We start from the raw sequence: 23,122 nt of genomic DNA on the forward strand, positions 1-23,122 counted from the left end.
GGAAGCAACCGGTTGTTTAGTTCATCCTGGGCGGTGAAATAAACGACCATGAGTTGCGGAACGGTTGAAGTCCATGCCAGAAAGCATGCCCGCCGTAAAGGGCGCTGACAGGGTACTGGCTACGGTAGCGGCACCGGTCTGCAAGTTGATGGTGTAAAGGATGCTGGTGTCGGTGAGTCCATAGAGCAGTCGGTTGGCAGGACGCACATCGATACCAATGAGGTTGCCGTTCACTCCTGTTACCGTCAGGGATCCTTAGCACAGAAGCATCGGCGGAGCGGATAAAGGTGAGGCGGTTGCCGCTGCTCAAAGCCACCAAATCCGCTTGGGAAGGCATCATCGAAGACGAAGTGCTGCTGCCACAGCCCAAGAGAGCAAAACTGCCGGCTATCACAGATGCTGCTACAAAGCTTGTGTGTTTGTGCATTGAACAGGCTCCTCAAAAGATCGACAAACCATCAAAACCACTGACAGACAAGCCCCCCTAAACCACAGAGCCTGTGGCTGCAAAGCGCTGCAGTGAAAACTTTTTTGCCCTCAACCCAGAGAACTCTGCGATTCCCTCTGCCTTGTACTGAAGGCAGTTGCTCTCCGCGATGTCAGCGCGTGGGGCGCGTCTGTAGAAATTACTCAACTCCTGGAAACTCGGATGCGTGGGATCCAAGCTTTTTGGCCCAGACTTTAACTGGAAGCGCTGGTGTAGAAGCGCAGGGCAAAGCGCCAGAAGAGATGGGATCCCCACAACAGCCCTGCCGCCAGCAGAGCGGATCCCAGCAGCCACGGCCATTGGGCTCGCCCCAGCAGGGTCTCCGCCGGGATGGTGGTCAGGAAAGCCACCGGCACGACGAAGGTGAAAAACACGCGGTAGGCCACCGGATAGGCCACTATCGGAAATCGTCCTGCCTCTACTAGGCCCCGCAGCACCTCGGTGACGTTGTAGATTTTGACAAACCAAATGCTGGTGGCTCCCAACATAAACCAGAGGCTGTAGAGGATGATCAGCCCCAGCAGCAGAGGCAGCAGCCCCAGAGCATAGGCCCAAGCAGGCAAATGGAGCTGGATCCCGGCGTAGAGAATCAGCAACAGGCCAAAGCCGATATCCACCAGGCCCCAGGGGGAAAACACCCTGGCCGACAGCCAAAACTGGCTGCTTATTGGCTTTAGCAAAACAAAATCCAAGGTGCCTTCCTGCACCTGCTGCACAATGCGATTGAGGTTGACGTTAAAGAGACTGGCCGACACCCCCTGCAGAATGGTGAACACCCCCAACACGATGAGGGCTTCCGGCCAACTCCAACCGCCCAGCCGGTGCCCCTGCTGGTAAAACAACGACAGCCCAAACAGAGCGGATCCCAAGCCACCCAGACTGCTGAGGCTGGCAAAGAAAAAATTGGCACGGTACTCCATTTCTGCCGCGATTGAGGTGCTCCAAAACAGCCACAATATCCGCAAATAGCGCAGCACCTTGGTTTTCTCCAATCTCAGCTTTTATCCCACTTGCGGTAACAGCGGGCGGTAATGAAATAGGGGTGAAACACCTCCAAAAAACAGCTTTGCAGCACCTGAAAGAATTGCTCTACCTTTTGCGGGTCGTCCAGGTGAAAAGGAAACTCGCCGTTAAACCCCTTGAAAAAGTACCAGTTGATCAAAAGCTTACCTGACGGCTTGAGCCAGTCGTAAAACTGCCGCAACTGCGCTGCCGGATCCGCCAGATGTTCCACCACATCGAAGCAGATGACCGTGTCAAAAAAGATCTCTTCTGGGAAGTTTTCTGGACAGTGGATGCGCTCGGTTAAGCCCAGCTTTTCCGCCCGCCATTGCACAAACTGCCGATGGATGGGGTTGATATCCCAGAAGATCACCTGATCCACCGCTGCGCAGAGGGCCGCCCCGATAGCATGGGTGCCGATGCCGCCGCCAAAATCCAACACCAACCCGCGGGCATGATCCGCCACCAGGCGTAAGGTATCGCCGATGTAGTCGGTGCTGCTCAGGTGCCAAGCCGCCAAATCCAGCAGATAGGCGGATCTCACCTGATCCCGATAAAACGCATCTGCCCGATCCCAGCCAAAGTCTCGCCGGCCCAACTCCGCCAATTGCTGCTGCCCTGCCCGCAGTTTCTCCCGCAGATCGGCAGCCCCAAGGCCCAGGAAGGATCCCAGATGGGCTTCTAGGTCAAAGGCATTTTGCCAGTAGCCGCTCAGAGCAGGTGGGATGGGGGGCACAGGAGGATTCAGAAGACTGGTTGGGTTGGCTTAGGCAACAGTGAAATCCTCTTCCTCTGGCTGAGCCAGGTTTTCCGGGTTCGGCTCCGTGTCTTTATTAAAATCAAAGGTGGATGGGGATGTAGAGCTAGCAGCATCCAGAGGCTGCAATAACTTGGCTAGGGTTTCCGGGCTGAGTCGATCCGTTGTCTCCACAATTGCTGTTACGTTCGGCCCAAACCTTATCTTATCTAGGAGCTGAAGGCGATGGGACAAAACCCGTTTTCCGTTGACGAATAGGCCATTGGTGCTGGGCCTGGATCCCGGACTGCCATCGAATACCATGTAGCTGTACTGCAGGGATCCCTGTGCAGTTGGCCCTGAACCTGGGATGCGGATGAGGGAAGCGTGTTTCCGAGAGACGCAGGGATCGTAAAGGCGAATATGATTGTCTTTAGACCGTCCCACTGAGTAATAGATACTATCCAGAACAACCCCCCTCTGCCCCAATCGATCCCTGAAGATCAAGACCCAGTGAAGAACAGGGACAGGCTGAGTACTGCAGCGAGCAGAAGAGGCCATGATGAATCAAGCTGCACCTAGAGTCGCTGGTGTCAACAAAAGGGAAACTCAATGAAGGTGGGTAGTCACTTAGCTCTTAAAGGCCAAAGCAGCAGCTGCTTTCCCCATTATAAGTAGCCATCCCCCTGAGTCCAAAAGCCCAAGTTCAGCTAGGAGTAGGGGTGTTGCCGAAACAGAAACCGGCCCAGAAAACCCATTCTTATTGGTCTAAGATGCATCCAGAGTTACCCCGTTTTGGGGAAGAACCCTGAGAGCTCAACTCTCGGCAGGCTGGCGAGCAGTCTAGCATGCCCAAAGTCTTTTAGACTAGAGCGCAGGGAGGTAGGTTGCAGGTTTGGCTTGGACAGGAGATCATAGAGTTTCGTCGAAACCCAAAGCTCCCATTGACAGCGTGACGGTGGAACACAAGCACATTCAGTTAGACAGTCGGCCCGTTGGCCTGAACACAGCCACCGGTACCATCAAAGCCCAGTTGGACTTGCTACTGCTGGGGTTGGAGTCCCTGAGCGGAGAAAGTTCCGAAGCGGTTCTGGCCGCAGCCAAAGCCCTCAACTTGGAAGAGCAGATTGGCGACCGGGTGACCCTCTGGCGACTGCGCAATGCTAACCCCTTGCGCCGCAGCAGCGGTGGGCGCAAAAAGGTCGATATCGAAGAGGCCCGCGCCCTGGTGATGGTGATTGCCTATCTGGCTGCTCAGCAACAAGCCCGTATCCGCAGCACCTTGGAGCAACTGGAAGCCGCTGTCGATCAAGAGCTCAGCCCCTTCCGTCAGCCGCTGGTGGGAGATTACTTGGATGAATTCCTCTCTCACTACCGCAGCCGCATGGTGGATGGGGACGTGCGCGATGAGAATAGCCTCACCGAGCTGGCCCTGCGCATCTTGATTGAGCTGATGTTCTACAGTAGCCCGAAAGGCGCTCAGCGCCTGTGGAAAGCCTTGCTCAGCCGTCCTGAGATGGATTTGCCTGCCGGCAGCGATCTGGAAGAAGAGGGGGTAGCCCACAGCTCCGGCCCCGATGCCTCACCCTCTTCTTGAGGCAGTTTTGTCAATTATCGCCTCTGTAGCCCTCTACCCGTGTTGTTCGCCCGCAGTTGCCATGCCCAACCTTACCCTGGTTAGCCACACCTATCAACAGCCCACTTCTACGCTGACTGTACGGGGAGAAGCCCCTGCCGATTCCAATTCTTCAGACTCCTCTGCAACGCCGCCGCTGCAAGCCATCCAGCGCAGCTTCGAGTGTCAGTTGGAAATCCGCCAGGGGGAAACGGTCAAAACTTTACACGGCGATAACGTTTGGCTCAACGATTTGATCACCGTAATCGACCGCTACGTGGGATCCCACTTGAGTGGGGAACCCAAGGGAACCTTCAGCGGTACCGTGGCCATCCGTCCGCTTGATTTTATTTTTCATCGTCTCACGGTGCGCCAAGGGGAAGATCGCATCGCGCAGGTGGATTTGTCGATGACGCAGTTGTACGACCTGCTGGAGAACCTCTCCCAGGTGGCGGATGACATTCCCCAACTGGCCAATCTGGGAACTCCGGTGACGCGGGCTTGGTATCGACAGCCCACTGGGATCGCGGCCCTGCTGGTGGGAGGGATCGCAGTTGTGGCCGGTGTTGGGATCTGGGCCAGTCGCCCCCCTAGGGATCCCACAGCTTCCCCTTCCCCGCAAGAGCAGCTCACCATCCCTGCCTTGACGGGTCAATCGCAGCCTTTGGCCACATCCCTCCAAGAATCTGACCCAACAGCGGGAAGAGAGGCAGCAGGGGCGGATCCCCTTTCCCGTCTGCGAGACATTCTGGCGGAGCAGTGGCAGTCTCCCCCCGATTTGCCGGAGAGCTTGGCCTATCGAGTAACTGTAGATGAGACGGGATCCCTGCTGGCCGCCGAGCCGGAGAATGAGCTTGCCCGAGAGCGCCGAGCCGAAACCCCATTTGCCGACCTGCCGGAGCTACCGCCGGATCCCTTGCCGACAGGCGCCCAACAGTTCCGCGTCAGCCTAGAGCCGGGCAACCAGGTGGAAGTAACCCAGGACAGGTAGGCATCCCGACAGGCCAAGCTGGGGTGGGTCAGCACTATAGTCTACCTAGGGATGTTATCGATAGTCACTTCAGGTTAGGGTGAGACCCGTGGGCCACTGAGAACAGCTCTCTGGCCCCCTGCGTTCAACGTTTTAGGTGTTGGGTGCATTGTCCCAGTTTGAATCGAAATAACCCTACTTTCAGGGCCAGGGGATTAGAGGAAGCAATCTGACCCTGAAGAGTAAGCCAGAAAGAGAGAGGCCGCCGAGTTGGGAGAGCCAGGGCCACACTGGCGACGCCGCCAATGCCGAGGCGCAAAGGCTCTACCGACCGCATCTGAGAGGTTCACCCGGCCTCAGGGGACAAGGGCAATGAGGGTAAAGTGGAAGAGTTCCCTCTATATCGGATCGCTGCCACTCTATGACCGCAACCATCGAAGTGCCTAAGCGAGGCTTACCTGTCACCATCATCACAGGTTTTTTGGGCAGTGGGAAAACCACCCTTCTCAACCACATCCTCAACAACCAGAAAGGGATGCGCACAGCGGTGCTGGTCAACGAGTTCGGCGAGATCAGCATCGATGCGGAACTGATCGTCTCCAGCGAAGAAGACTTGGTGGAGCTGAACAACGGCTGCATCTGCTGCACCATCCGGGACGACATCGCCGAAAGCGTGTTGCGGTTGATGGAACGTTCCGACAAGATCGACTACCTGGTGGTGGAGACTACGGGATTGGCGGATCCCTTGCCGGTTGCCCTCACCTTTTTGGGGCCAGAATTGCGAGATCTGACGCGGCTGGACTCAATCATCACCCTGGTAGATGCCACCAACTTTGCCCCCGATCTGTTCAACAGCAACGTGGCCTACAGCCAAATTGCCTATGGGGATGTGATTCTCCTCAACAAAATCGATTTGGTCGAGGAAGCCGAGATCGAGCGTCTGGAAAAACGCATCCGCGAGATCAAAGAAGATGCCCGCATTTTGCGCACCGTCAACAGCGCAGTTCCCCTGGAGCTGATCTTGGATACCGATTTGTTTCAGGCCAGTTCCTTGCCCCAAGAAGAAGCCCATGATCACGACAGTCACGACCACCATGACCATGAGCACGATCATGACCACCACCACTCCCATCACAGCCACATCGAGGCCGACGGCTTTAACTCCCTAGCCTTTGAGAGCGATCAGCCCTTCTCTTTGGATGCTTTCCAAAATTTTCTCAACGAGTTGCCCGATGCAGTCTTTCGTGCCAAAGGGGTGTTGTGGTTCGAGGAAAGCCCAGAGCGACATATCTTTCACCTCAGCGGTCGGCGCTATACCCTCAGCAGCGATGAGTGGCCTCGCCAGCCCAAAAACCAGTTGGTGCTCATCGGTCAGCGCCTCGATACAGCCCAGCTGCGGAAAAAACTCCAAGCCTGTCTTGCCCGCCCGGCCACGCGGGGTCAAGGGTTTGGTCGCTGAATCAGGACTTGGCGGCAGTCCAGGCTAAAGAAAGTTGGGCTACATTCCAGCACCCTCGATCATAAACCCCTGAGGTGATGGCGCACCCTCCATGTCCGACATCTTCGTGATGATCCGCAACCAGGCCAACAACGCGCTCACCTCCATCGATGGGATCCCTTTTCTCAGTTTCCTGGAGCGAGAGGGGCAGTTGATTGCAGAAGAAACCATTGAGTTGATCTATGCGGACGCTGGATTTGATGACCTGCCAATTGGAGAATACACTGTGGGGGTACGGCATGAACGGGTGGAACCCCCGAAAGCCACCTGCCCGGTAAGCATTACCTCTGAGGACGAGGTTGTTTTGGTAACATTTGTTTACCTTGAGCCCGAGCGGGTTCTGCTGACTATTCACGTCTCTGTGGAGAAGAGGTTGTAGCTATGACTGTCAAGGTCATCCCATCGCGCTCGATCAAAGCCTTTCGCTATCGGGTGTTTTGTTTGGGACAGGATCTCTGGAATGCCCGGGATCCGATTAGCCGTGCCAACCTTGCTCTGCAACTGGCGGATGCCGCTACGACTTTGGCCCGAATGGAAGTCCAAGCCGCTCAGCCCTTCAGCTCAAGCCCTTCCTATTCCCTGCCGGAAGCTGGCCATAGGTAGCCATCGATCCAGCCGGGAATCGAGGCCAGACGCAAGGGATCCCGCCTACTCCCACTCGATGGTGCCAGGGGGCTTGGAGGTGATGTCGTAAACCACGCGGTTGATGCCGGGCACCTCGTTGACGATGCGGTTGGAAATGGTGGCCAAGAGGTCGTAGGGAACTCGCGCCCAATCGGCGGTCATACCGTCTTCGCTGGTAACCAGCCGCACCACCACCGGGCAGGCATAGGTGCGCTTATCCCCCATCACCCCCACCGACCGCACCTCTGGCAGCAGCACGGCAAAGGCTTGCCAAAGTTTGGGATAGTAGCCGGAGCGGTTGATCTCCTGCCGCACGATCATGTCCGCTTCTCGCAGGGTTTCCAGCCGTTCTTTGGTAACCTCGCCTACAATGCGGATGGCCAGCCCCGGCCCGGGAAAAGGATGGCGGCCAACAATTTCTTCCGGCAGCCCCAAAGAGCGGGCCAGTTGCCGCACCTCGTCTTTGAAGAGCTTGCGCAAAGGCTCTACCAGCTTAAAGCGCAGATTTTCGGGCAGGCCGCCGACATTGTGATGGCTTTTGATCTTGACGGCAATGCGTTCTCCAGTAACCGGATCCACATGGGTATTGGCAGACTCGATCACGTCTGGGTAGAGAGTGCCTTGGGCTAAGTACTCAAAAGGACCCAGCCGCTGGGATTCTTCCTCAAACACGCGAATAAACTCTGCCCCAATTCGTTTGCGTTTTTCTTCGGGATCGGTAACCCCCTGCAACTGCCGGAGAAACCGCTCCTGGCCATCCACGTAGTGGACGGGAATGTGAAATTGCTCTTGGAAAAGGCGCAGCAGCCGCTGGGGCTCTTCCTTGCGCATAAACCCTTGGTCGATGAACACGCAGGTGAGCTGGTCGCCGATGGCCTTGTGCAGCAGAAAAGCCAAAGTAGAGCTGTCTACCCCCCCCGAGAGGGCCAACAGCACCTTCTTATTGCCCACACGGGCACGTACCTCTCGAATGGCTTCCTCCAGAAAAGCTGCCGTTGTCCAGGTGGGCTCGCAACCGCAGATGTGATAGACAAAGTTGCGGATGAGAAAGGCGCCAGCCTCTGAGTGGGCCACCTCCGGATGAAATTGCACCCCGTAGAGACGACGCCTTGGATCGGCAATGGCGGCACAGGGGGTGTTGTCGGTAGAGGCCAAGGTGTGAAAGCCCGGCGGCAGTTCGGTAACCGAATCCCCGTGGCTCATCCACATGATGCTGTTTTCCGGCAGGTTGGTGAGCAGATCGGTGGGATCCAAAATGTGCAGAGCGGCACGGCCATATTCCCCCTTCTGGGCTGCTTCCACCTTGCCCCCCAACTGCTGCACCATGAGTTGCATGCCGTAGCACACCCCCAGAACCGGGATCCCTAGGTTCCAAATCTCGGGGTCACACACCGGAGCGGCTGGCTCATACACCGAGTTGGGGCCCCCGGAGAGGATGATGCCTTGCGGTCGCAATTGCCGCAGTTGCTCAGCAGTGGTGCGATAGGAAAGGATTTCCGAATAGACGTGGGTTTCGCGAATGCGGCGGGCAATCAGCTCAGAGTACTGGGATCCAAAATCGAGAATGACGATCATCTGGCGCTGCACTTCGAGGGGGGAAAGGCCGGAACTGGGAGGAGATGCAGAAGGGATCACAAAACCTGGCACAGTGCACAATAAAAAAGCCGGTCCAAGAGACTAGCTTGGCTATGGATACGATGGATACGAAAGAAACATTAAGGGCTCTTCCATGGTAACAGGGGTGGAGAGCTTGCACGCGGCTGCCTGCTCTAAAAAGCCTCTGTCAGGCTTGCCGAGAAAACAGCGCTTCTCGGAGGAGTCTCGCCGAAAAACCGCCTGATGAGCCCCTGAAAAAGCTGGCCACCGGCTGGGCATGACTCCCGCCAACAACGCAATACAGAAGCCAGATGACCTAGCAAAGTTAAGACTTATGATCGTGAAGGAGCGCTCCAGGCCGGTGGGGGTATTGGTAGGGATCCGCAGTGCCATTTTTTTATGTCGATTGTTGCCGAGTCCTTTCAAACCTATCTGCGCCGCCGCCGTCGTCTTCTAGCCCGCCGTCTCAAGCGACAGCAGGGCTGGGTCGTGGTTTTGGCTCTGCTGGCTTTGTACTTGCTCAGTTGGGATGCGCTGGGCGAAGATGGGTCACTATCGCACCTGTGGAGGGGACAACCCCTGTGGCTGGTGTTGATCCCGCTGTTGGGGGGAGGGCTGTACAGCTTGGGCGCCGGGGTGATCTGGATGCTGCGCCAGCGCTGGTCTGCCCAGCTGTTGGCCGAGATGATCAGCTTGCCCCATTTGACTTTGGCTGCCCTGATCTGGCTGGGGTTAGCCGTTTGGGGAGAGCACCTTTCGCCTTTCCTGTTGCGACAAAAAAACCAATTGTTGGCGGGCCTGTTGATCAGTTGGCTGTTGGCCCAGGGGTGGAGTTTTTTCCAGACAGGTTGGGTAGTAGAGGCTGGGCAACTGTGGGCCGACTATCTGCAGGAGCTGCGCGGTTCTGTATTACAGCCCTGCTACCAGCGCCTGGAAACCTGTCGTCGCTCGCTCCATCTTTACCACGCCATTTGGCAAGACCTGCAACTGGAAGAACTGGAGGCCCAGCACCTGATTCAACTGTTGTCTGAGTCGTTGCTGCCGCTGACCCTGCCGCTCAAGATCTATGCTCAGCGGGTTCACCATTGCTGTCAGCAGTTGGCAGCCCTGCTGGCGCAAATGCAGGAGCGGGTAGAGCGGTTGGAGCAGGTGCTTTTGAATGTAGAGCTGGAGTTGGCCTCTCATCAGTTGCTTCAGGCTCAGCCGCAGCCGATTAACTTGCTGGCGGAAGATTGGGCCAGCTGTCAGGAGCTGGATTTGCAGGAGTTGGTTTGCTTAAACCAAGAGCTGCTGGGCACCGACCGTTCTTTGCAGGGCTTGACCCAAGAGCTGAAAGGCTGGGCCGACAGAGCCATCCCCGCTGGATTGAAACTGGGATCCCTGGGATGAAGAAGGCTGACGCTTCTTCCTCTGAGCCCCCACAGCTCAAGACGCTGTGGGAAAGCTGGCTGGCGGAGCTGGGTTGGCAGCCTTCTGAACAGCAGCAGCAACAACTGCAACAGCTCTATCCGCTGGTGATGGCCGGAAACCGAGCCCAGAACCTGACCCGCATCACCGATCCCATCGACTTTTGGGAGAAACACCTGTGGGATTCGCTGCGGGGCCTACGCCTGCTGGGATCCTGGGAGGCAATCCAAGCTCAGCCCTGGCGGGGGATCGACATCGGCACCGGGGCAGGGTTTCCAGGGATCCCGGCCCAAATTGCCCTGCCCCAAACCCGCTTTACCCTGCTGGACAGCACCCAACGCAAGATTGCCTTTGTACAGGACACCTTGCAAAGGCTCTCCCTCACCCAAGCGCGGGCAGTGGCTCAGCGGGCCGAAATTTGGGGGCAAGACCCGCAGGAACGGGGCAGCTATGATATTGCTCTGGCCAGGGCCCTGGCCTCGGCGGAGACCTGCGCCGAGTATTGCCTGCCTCTGCTCAAGGTGGGGGGACGCGCCATCCTCTATCGCGGCCATTGGACCGAGGCAGAAGCCCAAACGCTGGAGCGGGCCCTCAAGATCCTGGGCGGAAAACTGATCCATGTAGAAGCCTTCACCACACCCCGCAGCCGTGGGGTGCGCCACTGCCTACTGCTGGAGAAAGTGGCCCCAACACCGCCTCCTTATCCCCGCTCTCCCGGCACTCCCAAACGCCAACCGTTGGGCCAAAGCAATCGCCCATGAAGGTTAGGATCCTGAGTTTCCATCTTGCTACAAAAGCTTCTCCCAATTCTCGGACAAAAAGCTGGAAGGATGGCTTTGCAAATGCCATTGGGAAGACTAAGATGTGGTTGGCATGAGGTTCGGATTGAGCGAATGGTTTAACCAGGTGAGCCTCCGAACTGAACGCTAAAGGGTAAGGTTCGGAGTTTGCTACACCATGACCATTTTTGTGGGTAATTTGTCCTTCAAGGCCAGCGAAGAAGATCTGCGGCTTGTGTTTGCCGAATACGGCACCGTTAAGCAAATTAAGCTGCCGGTGGATCGGGAGACTGGCCGTAAGCGAGGTTTTGCCTTTGTGGAACTGGAAAACGAAGCCGATGAGCAAAAGGCCATCGACGAGCTGGACGGTGCTACTTGGATGGGCCGGGATCTGAGGGTCAACAAGGCGTTGCCTCGGCAGACCAGCGCAGGCGGTCGGGATGGCCGCTCTTCCCGCTTTTGAGTTAACATGCATCTACCCTTTCTCAGATGAGGTTTGAGCCAGGGATCCCAACCCGCGATCCCTGGTTTCTAGCGCGTTCCTGAGAACACTCTGCCCAGAAAGGCCAGGCTAAACCAGGCGGAGGCCACCAGGACGATGGCCGGGCCGGAGGCCACATTGAGGTAGTAGCTGGCGTACATCCCCAGCAGGCTGGCGCTCACCCCAAATAGGGATCCCAACAGCATCACCTGGTGCAATCGAGGCACCACCAGATAGGCGGTTGCCGCTGGCGTGATCAGCATGGCCAACACTAAGAGCACGCCCACTGCCTTCATGCTGGCCACCAACGTCAGGGAAGTGAGCACCATCAGCCCCCACCCCAGCCGCTCGGTGGGCAGGCCGGCTGCTTTGGCCCCCAAGGGATCGAAGCTGTAAAAGGTCAATTCCTTGAAGAAGAGGGCCACTAACCCCAACACCAAAAGGGTGATGCCCACCACTGTCAGCACATCGACAGCATTCACCCCCAGGAGGTTGCCGAAGAGGAAGTGGTTGAGATCGATGCGAGCCCGCCGTTGGATCAAAGTGATCAACAGGATCCCCAAGGCAAAAAAGGCCGAAAAGACGATCCCCATGGCTGCATCCGGCTTGAGGGGGCTGGCGGAGCGGATCCATTGGATCAACAGGGCGCTGAGGAGACCGGCCACAAAGGCTCCCACAAACAGGTTGAGGCCCAGCATGTAGGCAATGGCCAGGCCCGGCAGCAGCGAATGGCTGATGGCATCCCCCAGGAGGGCCAAGCTTTGCACCAGCAGATAGCTGCCCACCACGGCACAGAGAATGCCGACGGCCACCGCCACCAGCAGAGCCCGCTGCATGAAGGCAAAACTCAAGGGATCCGCCAGGCTGTGCCAGAGCCATTCCATAACGTTGTTGACCTCAAACTCTCCCTAGGCAGCTGAGTCCAGCAGCAGGGCTCGGCCATAGGCCCGCTGCAACACCGCTGGCTGCAACACCTCCCGCGGGGATCCCTGGGCAATTAAGACACGGTTGAGGAGGAGCACTTCGTCGAAGTAGGCCCGGGCCTGCCCCAAATCGTGGTGCACCACCATCACGATGTGGCCGGCATCTGCCAGCTCCCGCAACACCTGGAACAAAATAGCTTCGCTGGGCTGGTCGATCCCGGCAAAGGGTTCGTCAAGGGCGTAGATCTCCGCTTCTTGCGCCAAGGCCCGCGCCAGGAACACCCGCTGCTGTTGTCCCCCCGACAGCTTTCCAATGGAGCGATCCCGGTAGGCCCCCATCCCCACCCGCTCCAGGGCTTGAGCAGCCCGCTGCTGCCCCTTTTTCCCGATGCGGCGAAACCAGCCAGCAGCTCTCACCTGCCCCATCAACACCACATCCCACACCGTGGCGGGAAACGTCCAGTCGATGGCCGAGCGCTGGGGTACATAGGCCACTTGCTCTCCCCACAGCGCTTGCCCACCGTAGCGCACTTCCCCCCGTTCCAGCGGCACCAACCCCAGCAGCGCTCTGAGAAACGTACTTTTGCCGGCTCCGTTGGGCCCAAGGATGCCCGTGACGCGGCCCGGCGCGATTTCAGCTTGGATCCCTTGCAGCACCCGCAGGCTGCCGTAACGCACCGTCAGATCCCGCACCACCAGGGATCCCCTGGCCGGACCAAGAGGGAGAGGAGGAAGTTGCTTTTTCATTTTGTTTTCATTTTCGGTAAGTCCAGTGTACCCTAAAGGGACATCTAAACCATGAAACGATGATCAAAAGTCTTGTCTTCCTTTGGGGGCGGCGCCGTTGGGTAGCAGCCTTCGGCTTGGCAATAGGACTCTGTCTCGCTGACGGGAACGGCAGTTTTCTGGCCTTGGCCGGTTCGGGATGGGCGCGTCCCCGCGTTGTGGCTACCACTACGTTGATCGCCGATTGGGTGGAGCAGGTGGGCCAAGATCGCATCCAGCTCACCAGCCTGCTGCAGCCGGGAATGGATCCCCACATCTACGAGCCGGCACCGGCGGATGGGATGGCCCTAGAGCGGGCAGACTTGGTGTTCTGGAATGGCTACAACCTGGAGCCGGGGTTGATGCGTCTCATCGAAGCCACGGCCCAAGGAGCGCGGCGGGTTGCCTTGGCCGAGATCCTCGATCCCATCGTCACCAATGAGGAGGATGGGATCCCCACTCCCGACCCCCACGTGTGGGGCAATGTGGAAAACGTCATCCGCATGGTGGAGCGCATCGCCCAAGAGCTGGCGGAACAGGTGCCTGGCGAGGCGACCTTCTTCCAAACCAATGCTGCTGCCTATCGAGCAGAGCTGGAGGAGCTTCATGCCTGGATTGGGGAGCAAATTCAGACCATCCCCCCTCCCAACCGGGTTTTGGTGACCACTCACGATGCTTTTGCCTACTACACCCAAGCCTACGGTCTAAAAATGGGGGGATCCCTGCTGGGGATCAGCACCGAAGAACAGCCCAGCGCCCAGACAGTGGCCCGCTTAGTGGAGGAGATCCGCGCTCTGCGGGTGCCGGCTATCTTTGCTGAGACCACCCTCAACCCCGCTCTCCTCCAAACGGTGGCCACCGAAGCCGGGGTCAAGGTAGCCGAACAGAAACTGTACTCGGACTCTTTGGGGGAGCCAGGCAGCGGCGCCGAAACTTACGTTGCCATGATGCGCCACAACACCTGCACGATTGTGGTAGCCCTGGGCGGATCCCCTGAATGCTCTTGAGAAGCTGAGTCGAGGCAGGAGGTCTGAGTTTTGTATGATAGGGGCTCAGACCCTTGTTCTCTCACCTCTTCCATGCCTGCTGCCATCCATCGCCCGGCCCGCACCCTCTACTGTGGCGAAGTCCGCCCGGCCCACATTGGCCAGACCGTCACCCTCTACGGCTGGATCGACCGCCGCCGCGACCACGGGGGGGTGATCTTTCTGGATTTGCGGGATCGCTCTGGCATTGTGCAACTGGTGGCGGATCCGCAGAAAACTCCGCAGTCATATCCACTGGCGGGGGAAGTGCGCAACGAATATGTGGTGCGGGTAACGGGAACTGTCCAGCAACGGCCCCCCGACTCCTTCAACCCTCGCCTGGCCACCGGCGAGGTCGAGATCTACGCCGAACAGTTGGAAGTGCTCAGTCCAGTCGGCAAGCAGCTCCCCTTCAGCGTCTCGGGAGAAGAAGCAGAGGAAGTGCGAGAAGAGATCCGCCTGCGCTATCGCTACCTGGATTTGCGGCGGGAGCGCATGTCCCGTAACCTGCAACTGCGCCACCGGGTCATCCAGGCCATCCGCCGTTTCCTAGAAGACGAGGAGGGCTTTGTCGAGGTGGAGACTCCCATTCTCACCCGCTCCACCCCAGAAGGGGCCAGAGACTACCTGGTGCCCAGCCGCGTCAACCCCGGCGAGTGGTTTGCCCTGCCGCAGTCGCCCCAGCTCTTTAAGCAGCTGCTGATGGTGGCTGGCGTGGATCGCTACTACCAGATCGCCCGCTGCTTTCGGGATGAGGATCTGCGGGCGGATCGGCAGCCGGAGTTCACCCAGTTGGACATGGAGATGAGCTTCATGGATCAAGAAGGGATCCTGGAGCTCAACGAGCGACTGATCTGCCATATCTTCAAAACTGTCAAAGGGATCCACCTGCCCCGTCCCTTCCCGCGCCTGACCTATGCCGAGGCCATGGCCCGCTACGGCTCCGACAAGCCTGACACCCGCTTTGGGATGGAGTTGGTGGATGTTTCGGAGGTGTTTCAGGGATCCCGATTCAAAGTCTTCGCCAAAGTGCTGGCTGAGGGCGGTTTGATCAAAATCCTGCCAGTGCCCGGCGGCGATGAAAAGATCTCCAACACCCGCATCAAACCAGGCGGGGATCTGTTCAAGCTGGTCACCCAGTATGGGGCGGGCGGCTTGGCCTTTATCCGGGTGCGGCCCGACAGCCTCGATACCATCGGCGCCCTGAAAGAGAGCTTGAGCCCCGAGCAGGAGAAGCGGTTGCTGGATCTCACCCAGGCCAAGCCAGGGGATCTGTTGCTGTTTGGGGCAGGGCCGGCGGCAGTGGTGAACGAGTCTTTGGGCCGGCTGCGGCTGCACCTGGGCCAGGAGCTGGGTTTGATCCCAGAGAACGCCTTGAATCTCCTCTGGATCACCGACTTTCCCATGTTTGAGTTCAACGCCGAAGAAAATCGCCTGGAAGCCCTGCACCACCCCTTTACCGCCCCCCACCCCGACGACTTGGCCGACCTGAAAACGGCGCGGGCCCAGGCTTATGACCTGGTGTGGAACGGCGTGGAAGTAGGAGGGGGATCCCTGCGGATTTACCAGCGGGAAATTCAGGAGCAGGTTTTTCAAGCGATTGGCCTCACCCCCGAACAGGCGCGGGACAAGTTTGGCTTTTTGTTGGAAGCCTTTGAGTATGGCACCCCGCCCCACGGCGGCATTGCCTACGGCCTGGATCGGCTGGTGATGTTGCTGGCCGGGGAAGATTCCATCCGGGATGTCATCGCCTTTCCCAAAACCCAGCAGGCGCGATGTTTGCTCACCGGCGCTCCTTCCAGCGTTGAGGCGAAGCAGCTCAAGGAACTGCACGTGGCTTCCACCTATCAGCCCGGTTGAGGGAGGTATCTTCCAACGACCACGGGTGCTCGATGATTTCGGCACGGGTAACAGGGCTGCGGAGATCCAGCAGACAATATTCCTTTTCAACCAATAAGGACTTTCATTGTGGAAGCCGGGCCTTTTTAACGGGAGTTCAGGAGTGCCTGGGATCCCTTCTCCCAGCCCCAGCTCCCACCTGTGGGAGGATAGAAAGGAATACACCCCTACTTTTTTTGCCATGCTACAGCTGACGGGAAAGAAAGCCTTGGTAACCGGCATTGCCAACGAGCGCTCCATTGCCTGGGGCATTGCTCAGCAACTGCACAAAGCGGGGGCCAGCCTAGGGGTTACCTATCTGCCGGACGAGCGGGATCGCTTCAAAACCAAAGTTCAGCAACTCACGGATCCCTTGCAGCCAGATTTTCTCCTCCCCTGCGACGTGCAAAGCGATCAGCAGATCAGCGATCTGTTTCAGGGGGTAACCGAAAAATGGGGTCAGGTCGATATTCTGGTTCACTGCCTGGCCTATGTCAAAAAAGAGGAGCTGAGCGGCAACTTCAGCGATATCTCGCGGGAGGGGTTTGCCCTGGCCATGGATGTGAGCACCTACTCCCTGATTGCCCTCTGCCGGGCTGCCAAGCCCCTACTGAGATCCGGCAGCAGTGTCCTCACCTTGACCTACTTGGGAGGAGTGCGAGTGGTGCCCAACTACAACATGGCTGCCGTCACCAAAGCGGGCCTGGAAACCTGTGTCCGCTACCTGGCTGCCGAGCTGGGCCCTGCCGGGATCCGGGTGAACGCCATTTCTGCCGGCCCAATCCGCACCTTAGCCTCATCGGCCATTTCCGATTTTCATGCCATGCTGCATGCTGTGGAGGAGAAAGCTCCCCTACGGCGCAATGTCACTCAAATAGAGGTGGGCAATGTGGCGGCTTTTCTGGCCAGCGACCTGGCCAGCGGCATTACCGGCCAGGTGATCTACGTGGATAGTGGGTATAGCATCCTGGGTTTTTAAGCGCTTTGGGATCCCTTGGGGATGGCTCCGGCATGAATCGCTTCTCACCCTTGCAGCGGTTGCTGCTCACCTGGATCTTGATCGTCATCAGCGGCTGGCTGGCCATACAGGTGGGTCGGCTGTTTGGGCATTTGCTCACCACCATCCTGACAGCGGCGGTGCTGGCCTTTTTGCTCAACTACCCGGTGCAGGTGCTGCGGCGCTATCGGGTCAGTCGAGGTTTGGCGGTCACCCTGGTCTTTGCTCTCTCGGTGGTGCTGCTGGTCTTGGTGGGGATCGCCGTGGTGCCGGTCTTGGCCAAGCAAGTGGTGCAGCTGGGGGCGCGGATCCCAGAGTGGGTGGACACCTTACAAAATTGGCTCGACCAGATTAGCCTTTGGGCCGCCGAGCGCAACATCAACCTTGGCCAGACGGAGCTGGTCAATACCCTTCTCAACCGCCTGCAGGCCAGCGCCGAGAAAATTGCCGGCCAATCCCTGGATCTCCTTCTGGGTACGTTCAACCAGGTGATCGACTTGGTGCTGGTGCTGGTGTTGGCCCTCTACATGCTGCTCTACGGGGGCCAGTTCTGGCAGGGGTTGCTCAGCCTCTTCCCCAAACCTTGGGGGCCGCGCATTGGCGAAGCCCTAGCCCTCAGCTTTCAGAACTTCCTCATCAGCCAGTTGGTGTTGGGGTTCATCATGGCCCTGATGCTGGTGCCGGTTTTTGGGTTTTTGCGGGTACCTTTCGGGCTCCTGTTTGGCCTGCTGATCGGCCTGCTGGAGGTCATCCCCCTGGTGGGGGGGGTGATTGGCATTGGGGCGGCGGCGGTGTTGCTGGCCTTTCAGGACATTTGGCTCAGCCTTAAAGTGGTGCTGGTTTCCCTGATCGTGCAGCAGGTGAAGGATCGGGTCATCGCCCCCCGCCTGATGGGAGAGCTGATCGGGCTAAATCCAGTGTGGATCTTGATTGCCCTGTTGGTGGGGGCGCAACTGGGGGGCATCCTGGGCGTGATTGTCGCCATTCCCCTCAGCAGTGTGGTGAAAAGCCTTTACGAGATCGCCCGCTCTGCCGACCTGGCCGCCGAAGATGGGTTGGGTTCCGGTGTAAAAGGATCCCCGCAAGGGCTCCGTCCGAGTAGCGCCAACGGCGAACCCCGCCGGGATCCCACCCTGCCCAAGCCGGAGACCCAGCAGATCTAGCCACCCGAAAAAGGAAGAAGCTCTGTCCATGCGCTTCAGGAGATCACCCTAACCGGCAGCGAAGCAGAGGCTCAATCCTAGTGAACCCAGTTGCTGTATCGATGGCTACCCTTTCCCTCGGGGAGAGGGGCCGAGGGTGTTGGGTCCAGGAAACGGTCTCGAGCTCCCTAGGGATCCCGGCTAGCGAATTTTGCCCTCGATAAAGGGCACCTCCAGCACCTTTTCGTGGTGGATAGGGCCGTGGCCGAAGTAGCCTCCCTCCCCAAACAGTTCGCCGTGATCGGCTGTAACCGTGATGTAGGTGTTTTTGGGAACCAGGTCGAACAGCTGTTCAAAGATCCCATCCAGGTAGCGCACCGCCTGGATCTGTCGCTGCCGTAGCTCTTCCAACTGGGCCGAATCGAAAAAGGGGATCCCGTCCTCTTCTCCTTCATCCAGCCGCTTCAACACCCCATTGACCCCCGAGATGCGGGGCCACAAGCTGGGATCCTCATCGGGCAGCGCGTAGGGATAGTGAGTTTCGCCCACGTTTAACAGGTAAAAGCTGGGGCGATCCGGCTCGAAGCGCAACTGTTCCACCATGGCCGCCATATCGTTGTGCTGGGGCATGAGGCGGTAGGAATCGAAATCCCGATTCAGCAGCGTGCTGGGGTTGAGCACCGGCATGGAGACCATGGCGTGGGTGGTGTAGCCCAGTTGATGCTTCAGCAGCGTCGGCAAATAGAGATGAGGCAGCAGATGCTTGAACTCAATGGGTTGCCGGGTGCCGAGCCGCTCGTTGTAGCGCAGATAATCTTGCTTGTAGTGCTCGGACGCAAAAACGTGGATGGGGCTGGTGTGGGGCAGCAGGCCCATGAGCAGGTTGTAATGGGCAGGGGCCGTCCAGGAAGCGTAGCTCCAGCGCTTTTCCAGAGGGCCCAACTTCAGCAAGTGCTTGGGGTTGGCCGCCAGCAGGCTGTCGAAGCGGCAACTGTCTAGGACGATGAGCAGATAGTTGTTCTGTCCCCGCGGTTCAGGGCGGGGGTCGGGCTCAGACGCAGGAGCGGCAGACGATTTCCACCAGTTTAGGAATCCCATCCTTCCTCCTCCTCGTCGGCGTAGGGCCGCTGGACAATCCGCCAGTTGGGAGCTGCTGCCGCATCGTCGTCCTCAGGAGCGGGATCGCGAATGCGTTCCGGCGGGATATTGGAATAGGAATAGCGGCCTGCTTGGGGATCCGGCTCGTACTCCGGCAGATCTTGGGGCAAATAGTGGTCGGGGGGAATCAGCTGGGCTTCCAAAAAGCGAACTCGGTCGCTCAACTGAGTTAACTTACGGATTGCCTGTCGCTGGAACACCCGGTCGTGCAATCGCCAGGAGCCTACATACAAAAATCCCAGCCCCATCCCTGCCCCATAAGAGGCCAATAGCACCAACGATAGAGGAAGCGGGGATCCCGATTGCCCACCCACCACAACCCTTGCCGGGGATCCCCAGTTTTGGATGAGGAGAACGAGCAGGCTCAAGATCCACAAGCCCAGGAGTATGAAGCGAAGGTTTCTGATCGCGTTAGCGGGACGAAATTCTTGCATGGCCTCAACCCTACCCTTTGATTAGGCTACCATTCTTCCCTTTCTCCACTGGCCTGGCAGCAAAGACGCTGGAAGCTCAAGCGGAGTTGTTCTCAACAGCCATTAGTCCTCTCCCTAAGGCGCGCTTCAGGGAGACCCCGGGGCGGAAAAAGTCGTTTCTAGCCGCCTGTATCTCTCCTCCAGGAGAAGGACTTGGACTGTTGAAGCTCGCTGCAGGAGCAGGTTTGCGGGTATGGGCGGTACAAGATTCGAACTTGTGACCCCTTCCGTGTGAAGGAAGTGCGCTACCACTGTGCTAACCGCCCGCAGATACCACTCTAGCAGCTATCGACTAGAGCAGGATCTCTATATTACCACGTCAGCGATTGAGCTAGAGGATTCGGATCGGCATGGGAGATGGCTAGAGATAGCCGGGATCCGGCCTGAGGGCTACAGTAAGGGTCAGGGAGCTGTGGGGTGCTATGGCCTACTCACCGACCGAAGAGGCAATTGCTCTGCTCATTGATTTGGCAGAACGAGGCGAGATCGATCCCTGGGATGTGCAGGTCATCGAGGTTATCGATCGCTTTCTGGCCCGTATGGCTCCCACCAGCAGCAGCCATGACCTGTCTGAGTCGGGACAAGCCCTGCTCCACGCTGCCATGTTGGTCTATCTTAAGGCGATGGCTTTGGCAGAACCAGAAGCAGAAGAAAGTGAGCCCAGCCCGGTGGAGGTAGAAGTGGATCCCTGGCCAAGCTGGTCTTTGGCACACTTGGATCGCGTGTTGCAACCCAGGGCAGCACCCCGTCTTCAACGTACCCGGCCCATCACCCTCAAAGAACTCATCGCCCACCTGCAAGAGCTGGAAACCCTGCTGGAACACCAGCCCGAAGCTGCCCCAAAGCCGCTGGCCCAACGGATTTCTCGCCAGCAAGCGCTGTCGGCCATCACTCAGCTAGCCCACCCGGAAAACCTTTTGGAAACCACCGCCGAGCTAGAATCTCTGCTGGCTCAGCTTTGGCAGCAGGGTCTGACCCAGATCAGCTTTGTCGATCTCCAGCAACACTTTTGCCAAAAAAGCTATCAAAACGGCAGCAGCGGGACCATTCACCCCATTCAAGTCTTCTGGTCATTGCTGCTAATGGCTGCCCGCTCTCAGGTGGAGCTGTGCCAAGAGGAGTTCTACGGCCCACTGACCATCCGACCCTGCACAACTGAGGGCCTGGCAAAGTAGATCCCGCCCTTGGGATCCCCTTCATCTGCCAAGGTGAACTCTAGAGAACTTTTCTGGCCGTGGCCGGGCCATCCACCTCTAGGCTTCTGAGCTGGCGTCTGAACCTGAGGATGTCAAGCGCTCTTCTGCGCCGCTCTGGCAAACGGAGAACTCAATCCGTGCCTTCAGCATCGTGCCGGGCACGATCCGCCCGTTTGAGATCTTCCCCACTGGAGCGCACCGGCAGCTCGGCAGGAGCCTCCCGATCCAGGTAGTAATCCTCCACGAGGCGCTCGCCGCTGGGATGATCTTCTCCTTCGGTAGGCAACAGTGGCGGATGCAGCAATTCAGCCGGAGGGCAGTCTTCTGAGGTGAGCAAATCTGACGTGCTGAGCATCCCCTTGGGAATGGTGGAAAGGCGCTGAGCAACAGCTCCAATGCTTTCCAGGCGAATCATCTCCTCCCAGGAGCAGATCTCCTCCTCATCTTCTGTCTCGTAGCGAACTAGGATGGTGTCCCCTTCGATATCGAGGATCTTGGCCCGTTCCAGCCAGCGTCCCTGATCCCGCAGATAGATCCACACATCCTTGCCTTCGCGGCTGAGTTGATAGATCCTACGATGAAGCACGGTCCCCTCCTGAAGTGAAAGATCCGAGTGAGTTGTGGGGGCTACCCAGCTCATCCCTCCATCTTAGCGGCTGGACACCGAGGCTGTATGCCTTTCCCGAGGCCAGACAGAGTCTCTTTAGGTTGGGTCGGTTTCGGCCAGAGAGACCCCTTCCATCGCCAAGGCTGTCTCCGCTTCTTCTGCCTGCACATCCCGCAGAAAGGATTCCAGAGAGGCATGAGCTTCCGCCTCCAGTTCTGCTCCGCCAAGGGTTATGCTCTCTTCCGGCAGCCAGCCCAAAAACGGCAGGGGCAAGAGGGTAGAAAGGTTGGTCAGGATCAGCAGCAGCCCCAGCCGGCTGAAATCGGTCTCCGTTACCCCCAGCCCATGCATCAGCAGGGATCCCAGCTCTTGGGAGAGAAACCCCGCCAAATTAAAGGCCGACATCAGCAGGGCAAAGAGGGTGGCCTCGATCCCAGGGGGGCAGAGGCGGGCGGCCAAGACCAGCACCGGCATAAAGGCAATCTGTCCTGCCACCGTCAGCACCAGGCTGTCCCCCAAGCTAAACCAATGATCGTCGATGCCCCAATCCCGGTTGAGGTGATAGACCAAGATAAGGCTGGTCAGGCCCAACGCCGCCGAGATCACCGTCATCCAGCCGAACAGGGGCCGCAGTGGGATCCGCCGCAGATACACCTGGAAGATCCCTACCCCCAGCAAACTGGCGATGCTGGTTACCAAGCGCACCTGACCCAAAAATTCCGGCCCAAAGCCGAGATCGTTGGTGACAAAGTAAAAAAGAGCCGCATCGGCGCTGGGAGTGGCCTGCCAAACGAACACAAACAGCACCGGCAGCAAAATGCTGGGTTGCCGCAGCGCCCGCCACACCTGCCCCACCTGTTGTTGCAAGGGATCCCAGCCCTGGGACAACGCCACCGGTTGATCGGCAATAACCCAAGCTGCCAGAGCGATGAACAACGGCAAAAAGGCCGTCAGCCCAAACACCACCTGCGGCGGATAATGGGCTAAGAGCGCTCCTCCCAAATAGGCGGTGAGCAGGGATCCCAAGGCCGTTGCTCCCCAAGTTAAAGATTGCAGCGTGCCCGTCCCCGCCCAGTCACTGCCGTGTACCCGCTCCACCACCAGCGAATCTACGATTACATCCCCTACCGCCACCGCCAGGGATCCCAAAACCATCCACAGGGTGGCCAGACCAGCCGTCGGTGCCCACAGGGCCATCCCCAGCCAAGCCCCACACCCCAGAAGCCCTGACAACAAGAGGTAGGGACGACGCCGATAGCCCGCCACCGGTACGGTATCCGACAGCAGGCCGTAGAGGGGCTTGAGGATCCAGGGGCTCATGGCAACGCCCATCAACGCCGCCACCTGAGACGGGCTGAGGCCCAAGCTATCCTTCAGGTAAAAGCTGGTGGCCAGCCGTGCCAGCCCCACCGCCCCCTGCACAAAGTACACCAAGAGGATTCCGAACAATTCCGGCGTCCAGTGGATATCCCGCAGCGGGGTCAGGGTGGATTGGTGCAGCCGTTGCAGCAGAGGATGAATCATGAGCGGTCGCAGTGTAGCGAGATGTTAGTTGGTGCGGTGTTGCCTTGGCAACAGCAAAACCATAAGAATCTTAACAGTCTCTTCACCTTAACCTGTCCAACTGGCTTCCGGCTCCGACCTCCTTGGACGGGTTGCGCTTCCCAGCGCTCTTTCTGCTCAACCCAGCCGAGCTACAAAATCTACAAAATAATGAGGTCGAAATGAGGTCGAAAGGTAAACTACCCGGCTCCGACCGCTAA

At 58.3% G+C, this 23,122-nt stretch carries 24 protein-coding genes, 1 tRNA gene and 1 pseudogene; 14 read left to right on the forward strand and 12 right to left on the reverse strand.

The window, feature by feature from the left end; translation table 11 throughout:
- Positions 1-21 precede the first annotated feature (21 nt).
- Positions 22-234, reverse strand: a complete 213-nt coding sequence (locus NW818_RS03075) for a DUF4394 domain-containing protein (RefSeq protein ID WP_414423804.1) — start codon at positions 232-234, stop codon at positions 22-24.
- Between the two features lie 62 nt (positions 235-296).
- Here NW818_RS03075 and NW818_RS03080 point away from each other — a divergent pair, with 62 nt between their 5' ends.
- Positions 297-488 (forward strand): hypothetical protein, encoded by a 192-nt coding sequence (locus tag NW818_RS03080; protein WP_414423805.1) that lies wholly within the window; start codon positions 297-299, stop codon positions 486-488.
- A gap of 193 nt (positions 489-681) precedes the next feature.
- On the opposite strand, the gene NW818_RS03085 is transcribed toward NW818_RS03080, so the two are convergent.
- The 3 genes from NW818_RS03085 to NW818_RS03095 are packed head-to-tail and all read right to left on the reverse strand — an operon-like array spanning position 682 to position 2,786.
- Positions 682-1,464 (reverse strand): ABC transporter permease, encoded by a 783-nt coding sequence (locus NW818_RS03085; RefSeq protein ID WP_414349888.1) that lies wholly within the window; start codon positions 1,462-1,464, stop codon positions 682-684.
- Positions 1,465-1,481: 17 nt separating this feature from the next.
- A complete protein-coding gene (locus NW818_RS03090; RefSeq protein WP_011432803.1) occupies positions 1,482-2,225 on the reverse strand; it encodes a class I SAM-dependent methyltransferase in 744 nt (247 codons plus the stop codon).
- A gap of 30 nt (positions 2,226-2,255) precedes the next feature.
- Positions 2,256-2,786 carry an FHA domain-containing protein gene (locus NW818_RS03095; protein ID WP_414415822.1) on the reverse strand — a complete coding sequence of 177 codons (531 nt, stop codon included), beginning with the start codon at positions 2,784-2,786 and terminating at the stop codon, positions 2,256-2,258.
- A gap of 391 nt (positions 2,787-3,177) precedes the next feature.
- Between NW818_RS03095 and NW818_RS03100 the strand changes: the two genes are divergently transcribed.
- From NW818_RS03100 to NW818_RS03120, 5 genes are all read left to right on the forward strand, one after another.
- Positions 3,178-3,822: a DUF3038 domain-containing protein gene (locus tag NW818_RS03100; RefSeq protein ID WP_011432801.1), complete on the forward strand. Its 645-nt coding sequence runs from the start codon at positions 3,178-3,180 to the stop codon at positions 3,820-3,822.
- A gap of 61 nt (positions 3,823-3,883) precedes the next feature.
- On the forward strand, positions 3,884-4,831 hold the full coding sequence (locus NW818_RS03105) for a DUF4335 domain-containing protein (protein WP_414423806.1): 948 nt from the start codon (positions 3,884-3,886) through the stop codon (positions 4,829-4,831).
- A gap of 400 nt (positions 4,832-5,231) precedes the next feature.
- Positions 5,232-6,269, forward strand: coding sequence for a CobW family GTP-binding protein (locus NW818_RS03110; RefSeq protein ID WP_414349875.1), 1,038 nt, complete (start codon positions 5,232-5,234; stop codon positions 6,267-6,269).
- A gap of 91 nt (positions 6,270-6,360) precedes the next feature.
- On the forward strand, positions 6,361-6,687 hold the full coding sequence (locus NW818_RS03115; protein ID WP_414329244.1) for a hypothetical protein: 327 nt from the start codon (positions 6,361-6,363) through the stop codon (positions 6,685-6,687).
- A gap of 2 nt (positions 6,688-6,689) precedes the next feature.
- Positions 6,690-6,911 carry a hypothetical protein gene (locus NW818_RS03120; protein WP_011432797.1) on the forward strand — a complete coding sequence of 74 codons (222 nt, stop codon included), beginning with the start codon at positions 6,690-6,692 and terminating at the stop codon, positions 6,909-6,911.
- Between the two features lie 45 nt (positions 6,912-6,956).
- Here NW818_RS03120 and guaA read toward each other — a convergent pair whose 3' ends face one another.
- On the reverse strand, positions 6,957-8,507 hold the full coding sequence (guaA, locus tag NW818_RS03125) for a glutamine-hydrolyzing GMP synthase (RefSeq protein ID WP_414417831.1): 1,551 nt from the start codon (positions 8,505-8,507) through the stop codon (positions 6,957-6,959).
- A 420-nt stretch (positions 8,508-8,927) separates the two neighbouring features.
- Here guaA and NW818_RS03130 point away from each other — a divergent pair, with 420 nt between their 5' ends.
- The 3 genes from NW818_RS03130 to NW818_RS03140 all read left to right on the forward strand — a co-directional run bounded on the left by NW818_RS03130 (position 8,928) and on the right by NW818_RS03140 (position 11,177).
- Positions 8,928-9,917 (forward strand): hypothetical protein, encoded by a 990-nt coding sequence (locus tag NW818_RS03130; protein WP_414423807.1) that lies wholly within the window; start codon positions 8,928-8,930, stop codon positions 9,915-9,917.
- Complete coding sequence (gene rsmG / locus NW818_RS03135; RefSeq protein ID WP_414423808.1) at positions 9,914-10,696, forward strand: 16S rRNA (guanine(527)-N(7))-methyltransferase RsmG; 783 nt, start codon at positions 9,914-9,916, stop codon at positions 10,694-10,696. The genes NW818_RS03130 and rsmG overlap by 4 nt, the downstream gene beginning before the upstream one ends.
- A 196-nt stretch (positions 10,697-10,892) precedes the next feature.
- Positions 10,893-11,177: an RNA recognition motif domain-containing protein gene (locus tag NW818_RS03140; RefSeq protein WP_011432793.1), complete on the forward strand. Its 285-nt coding sequence runs from the start codon at positions 10,893-10,895 to the stop codon at positions 11,175-11,177.
- A gap of 68 nt (positions 11,178-11,245) precedes the next feature.
- Here the strand turns inward: NW818_RS03140 and NW818_RS03145 are convergent, their stop codons facing one another.
- Both NW818_RS03145 and NW818_RS03150 read right to left on the reverse strand, forming a co-directional pair.
- Positions 11,246-12,079 (reverse strand): metal ABC transporter permease, encoded by an 834-nt coding sequence (locus NW818_RS03145; protein ID WP_011432792.1) that lies wholly within the window; start codon positions 12,077-12,079, stop codon positions 11,246-11,248.
- Positions 12,080-12,103: 24 nt separating this feature from the next.
- Positions 12,104-12,865, reverse strand: a complete 762-nt coding sequence (locus NW818_RS03150) for a metal ABC transporter ATP-binding protein (RefSeq protein WP_414423809.1) — start codon at positions 12,863-12,865, stop codon at positions 12,104-12,106.
- Between the two features lie 59 nt (positions 12,866-12,924).
- Between NW818_RS03150 and NW818_RS03155 the strand changes: the two genes are divergently transcribed.
- The 4 genes from NW818_RS03155 (at position 12,925) to NW818_RS03170 (ending at position 17,946) form a co-directional block, all read left to right on the forward strand.
- A complete protein-coding gene (locus NW818_RS03155; RefSeq protein ID WP_414423810.1) occupies positions 12,925-13,890 on the forward strand; it encodes a metal ABC transporter solute-binding protein, Zn/Mn family in 966 nt (321 codons plus the stop codon).
- A gap of 72 nt (positions 13,891-13,962) precedes the next feature.
- Positions 13,963-15,768 carry an aspartate--tRNA ligase gene (aspS, locus tag NW818_RS03160; protein WP_011432789.1) on the forward strand — a complete coding sequence of 602 codons (1,806 nt, stop codon included), beginning with the start codon at positions 13,963-13,965 and terminating at the stop codon, positions 15,766-15,768.
- Between the two features lie 220 nt (positions 15,769-15,988).
- The gene (gene fabI, locus NW818_RS03165) at positions 15,989-16,765 is read left to right on the forward strand and encodes an enoyl-ACP reductase FabI (RefSeq protein WP_011432788.1); all 777 of its coding nucleotides are present in this window, start codon (positions 15,989-15,991) and stop codon (positions 16,763-16,765) included.
- Between the two features lie 32 nt (positions 16,766-16,797).
- Positions 16,798-17,946: an AI-2E family transporter gene (locus NW818_RS03170; RefSeq protein ID WP_414341734.1), complete on the forward strand. Its 1,149-nt coding sequence runs from the start codon at positions 16,798-16,800 to the stop codon at positions 17,944-17,946.
- 180 nt (positions 17,947-18,126) lie between these two features.
- Here the strand turns inward: NW818_RS03170 and NW818_RS03175 are convergent, their stop codons facing one another.
- The 3 genes from NW818_RS03175 to NW818_RS03185 all read right to left on the reverse strand — a co-directional run bounded on the left by NW818_RS03175 (position 18,127) and on the right by NW818_RS03185 (position 19,822).
- On the reverse strand, positions 18,127-19,023 hold the full coding sequence (locus NW818_RS03175) for a sulfatase-like hydrolase/transferase (RefSeq protein WP_011432786.1): 897 nt from the start codon (positions 19,021-19,023) through the stop codon (positions 18,127-18,129).
- A complete protein-coding gene (locus NW818_RS03180; RefSeq protein WP_238376922.1) occupies positions 19,011-19,451 on the reverse strand; it encodes a hypothetical protein in 441 nt (146 codons plus the stop codon). Before NW818_RS03180 ends, NW818_RS03175 begins: the two co-directional genes overlap by 13 nt.
- Before the next feature lie 299 nt (positions 19,452-19,750).
- Positions 19,751-19,822, reverse strand: a tRNA-Val gene (locus NW818_RS03185).
- A 156-nt stretch (positions 19,823-19,978) separates the two neighbouring features.
- Between NW818_RS03185 and NW818_RS03190 the strand changes: the two genes are divergently transcribed.
- Positions 19,979-20,731 carry a segregation/condensation protein A gene (locus NW818_RS03190; RefSeq protein ID WP_414349871.1) on the forward strand — a complete coding sequence of 251 codons (753 nt, stop codon included), beginning with the start codon at positions 19,979-19,981 and terminating at the stop codon, positions 20,729-20,731.
- Between the two features lie 316 nt (positions 20,732-21,047).
- On the opposite strand, the pseudogene NW818_RS03195 reads toward NW818_RS03190, so the two are convergent.
- Together NW818_RS03195 and NW818_RS03200 are read right to left on the reverse strand one after the other, a co-directional pair.
- Positions 21,048-21,338: pseudogene (locus NW818_RS03195) on the reverse strand (DUF6679 family protein); the annotation flags it as partial.
- Between the two features lie 117 nt (positions 21,339-21,455).
- Positions 21,456-22,883 (reverse strand): folate/biopterin family MFS transporter, encoded by a 1,428-nt coding sequence (locus NW818_RS03200; protein WP_414423811.1) that lies wholly within the window; start codon positions 22,881-22,883, stop codon positions 21,456-21,458.
- Positions 22,884-23,122 lie beyond the last annotated feature (239 nt).

It is taken from the genome of Synechococcus sp. R6-5 (assembly GCF_047461775.1).
Lineage (GTDB): Bacteria > Cyanobacteriota > Cyanobacteriia > Thermostichales > Thermostichaceae > Thermostichus.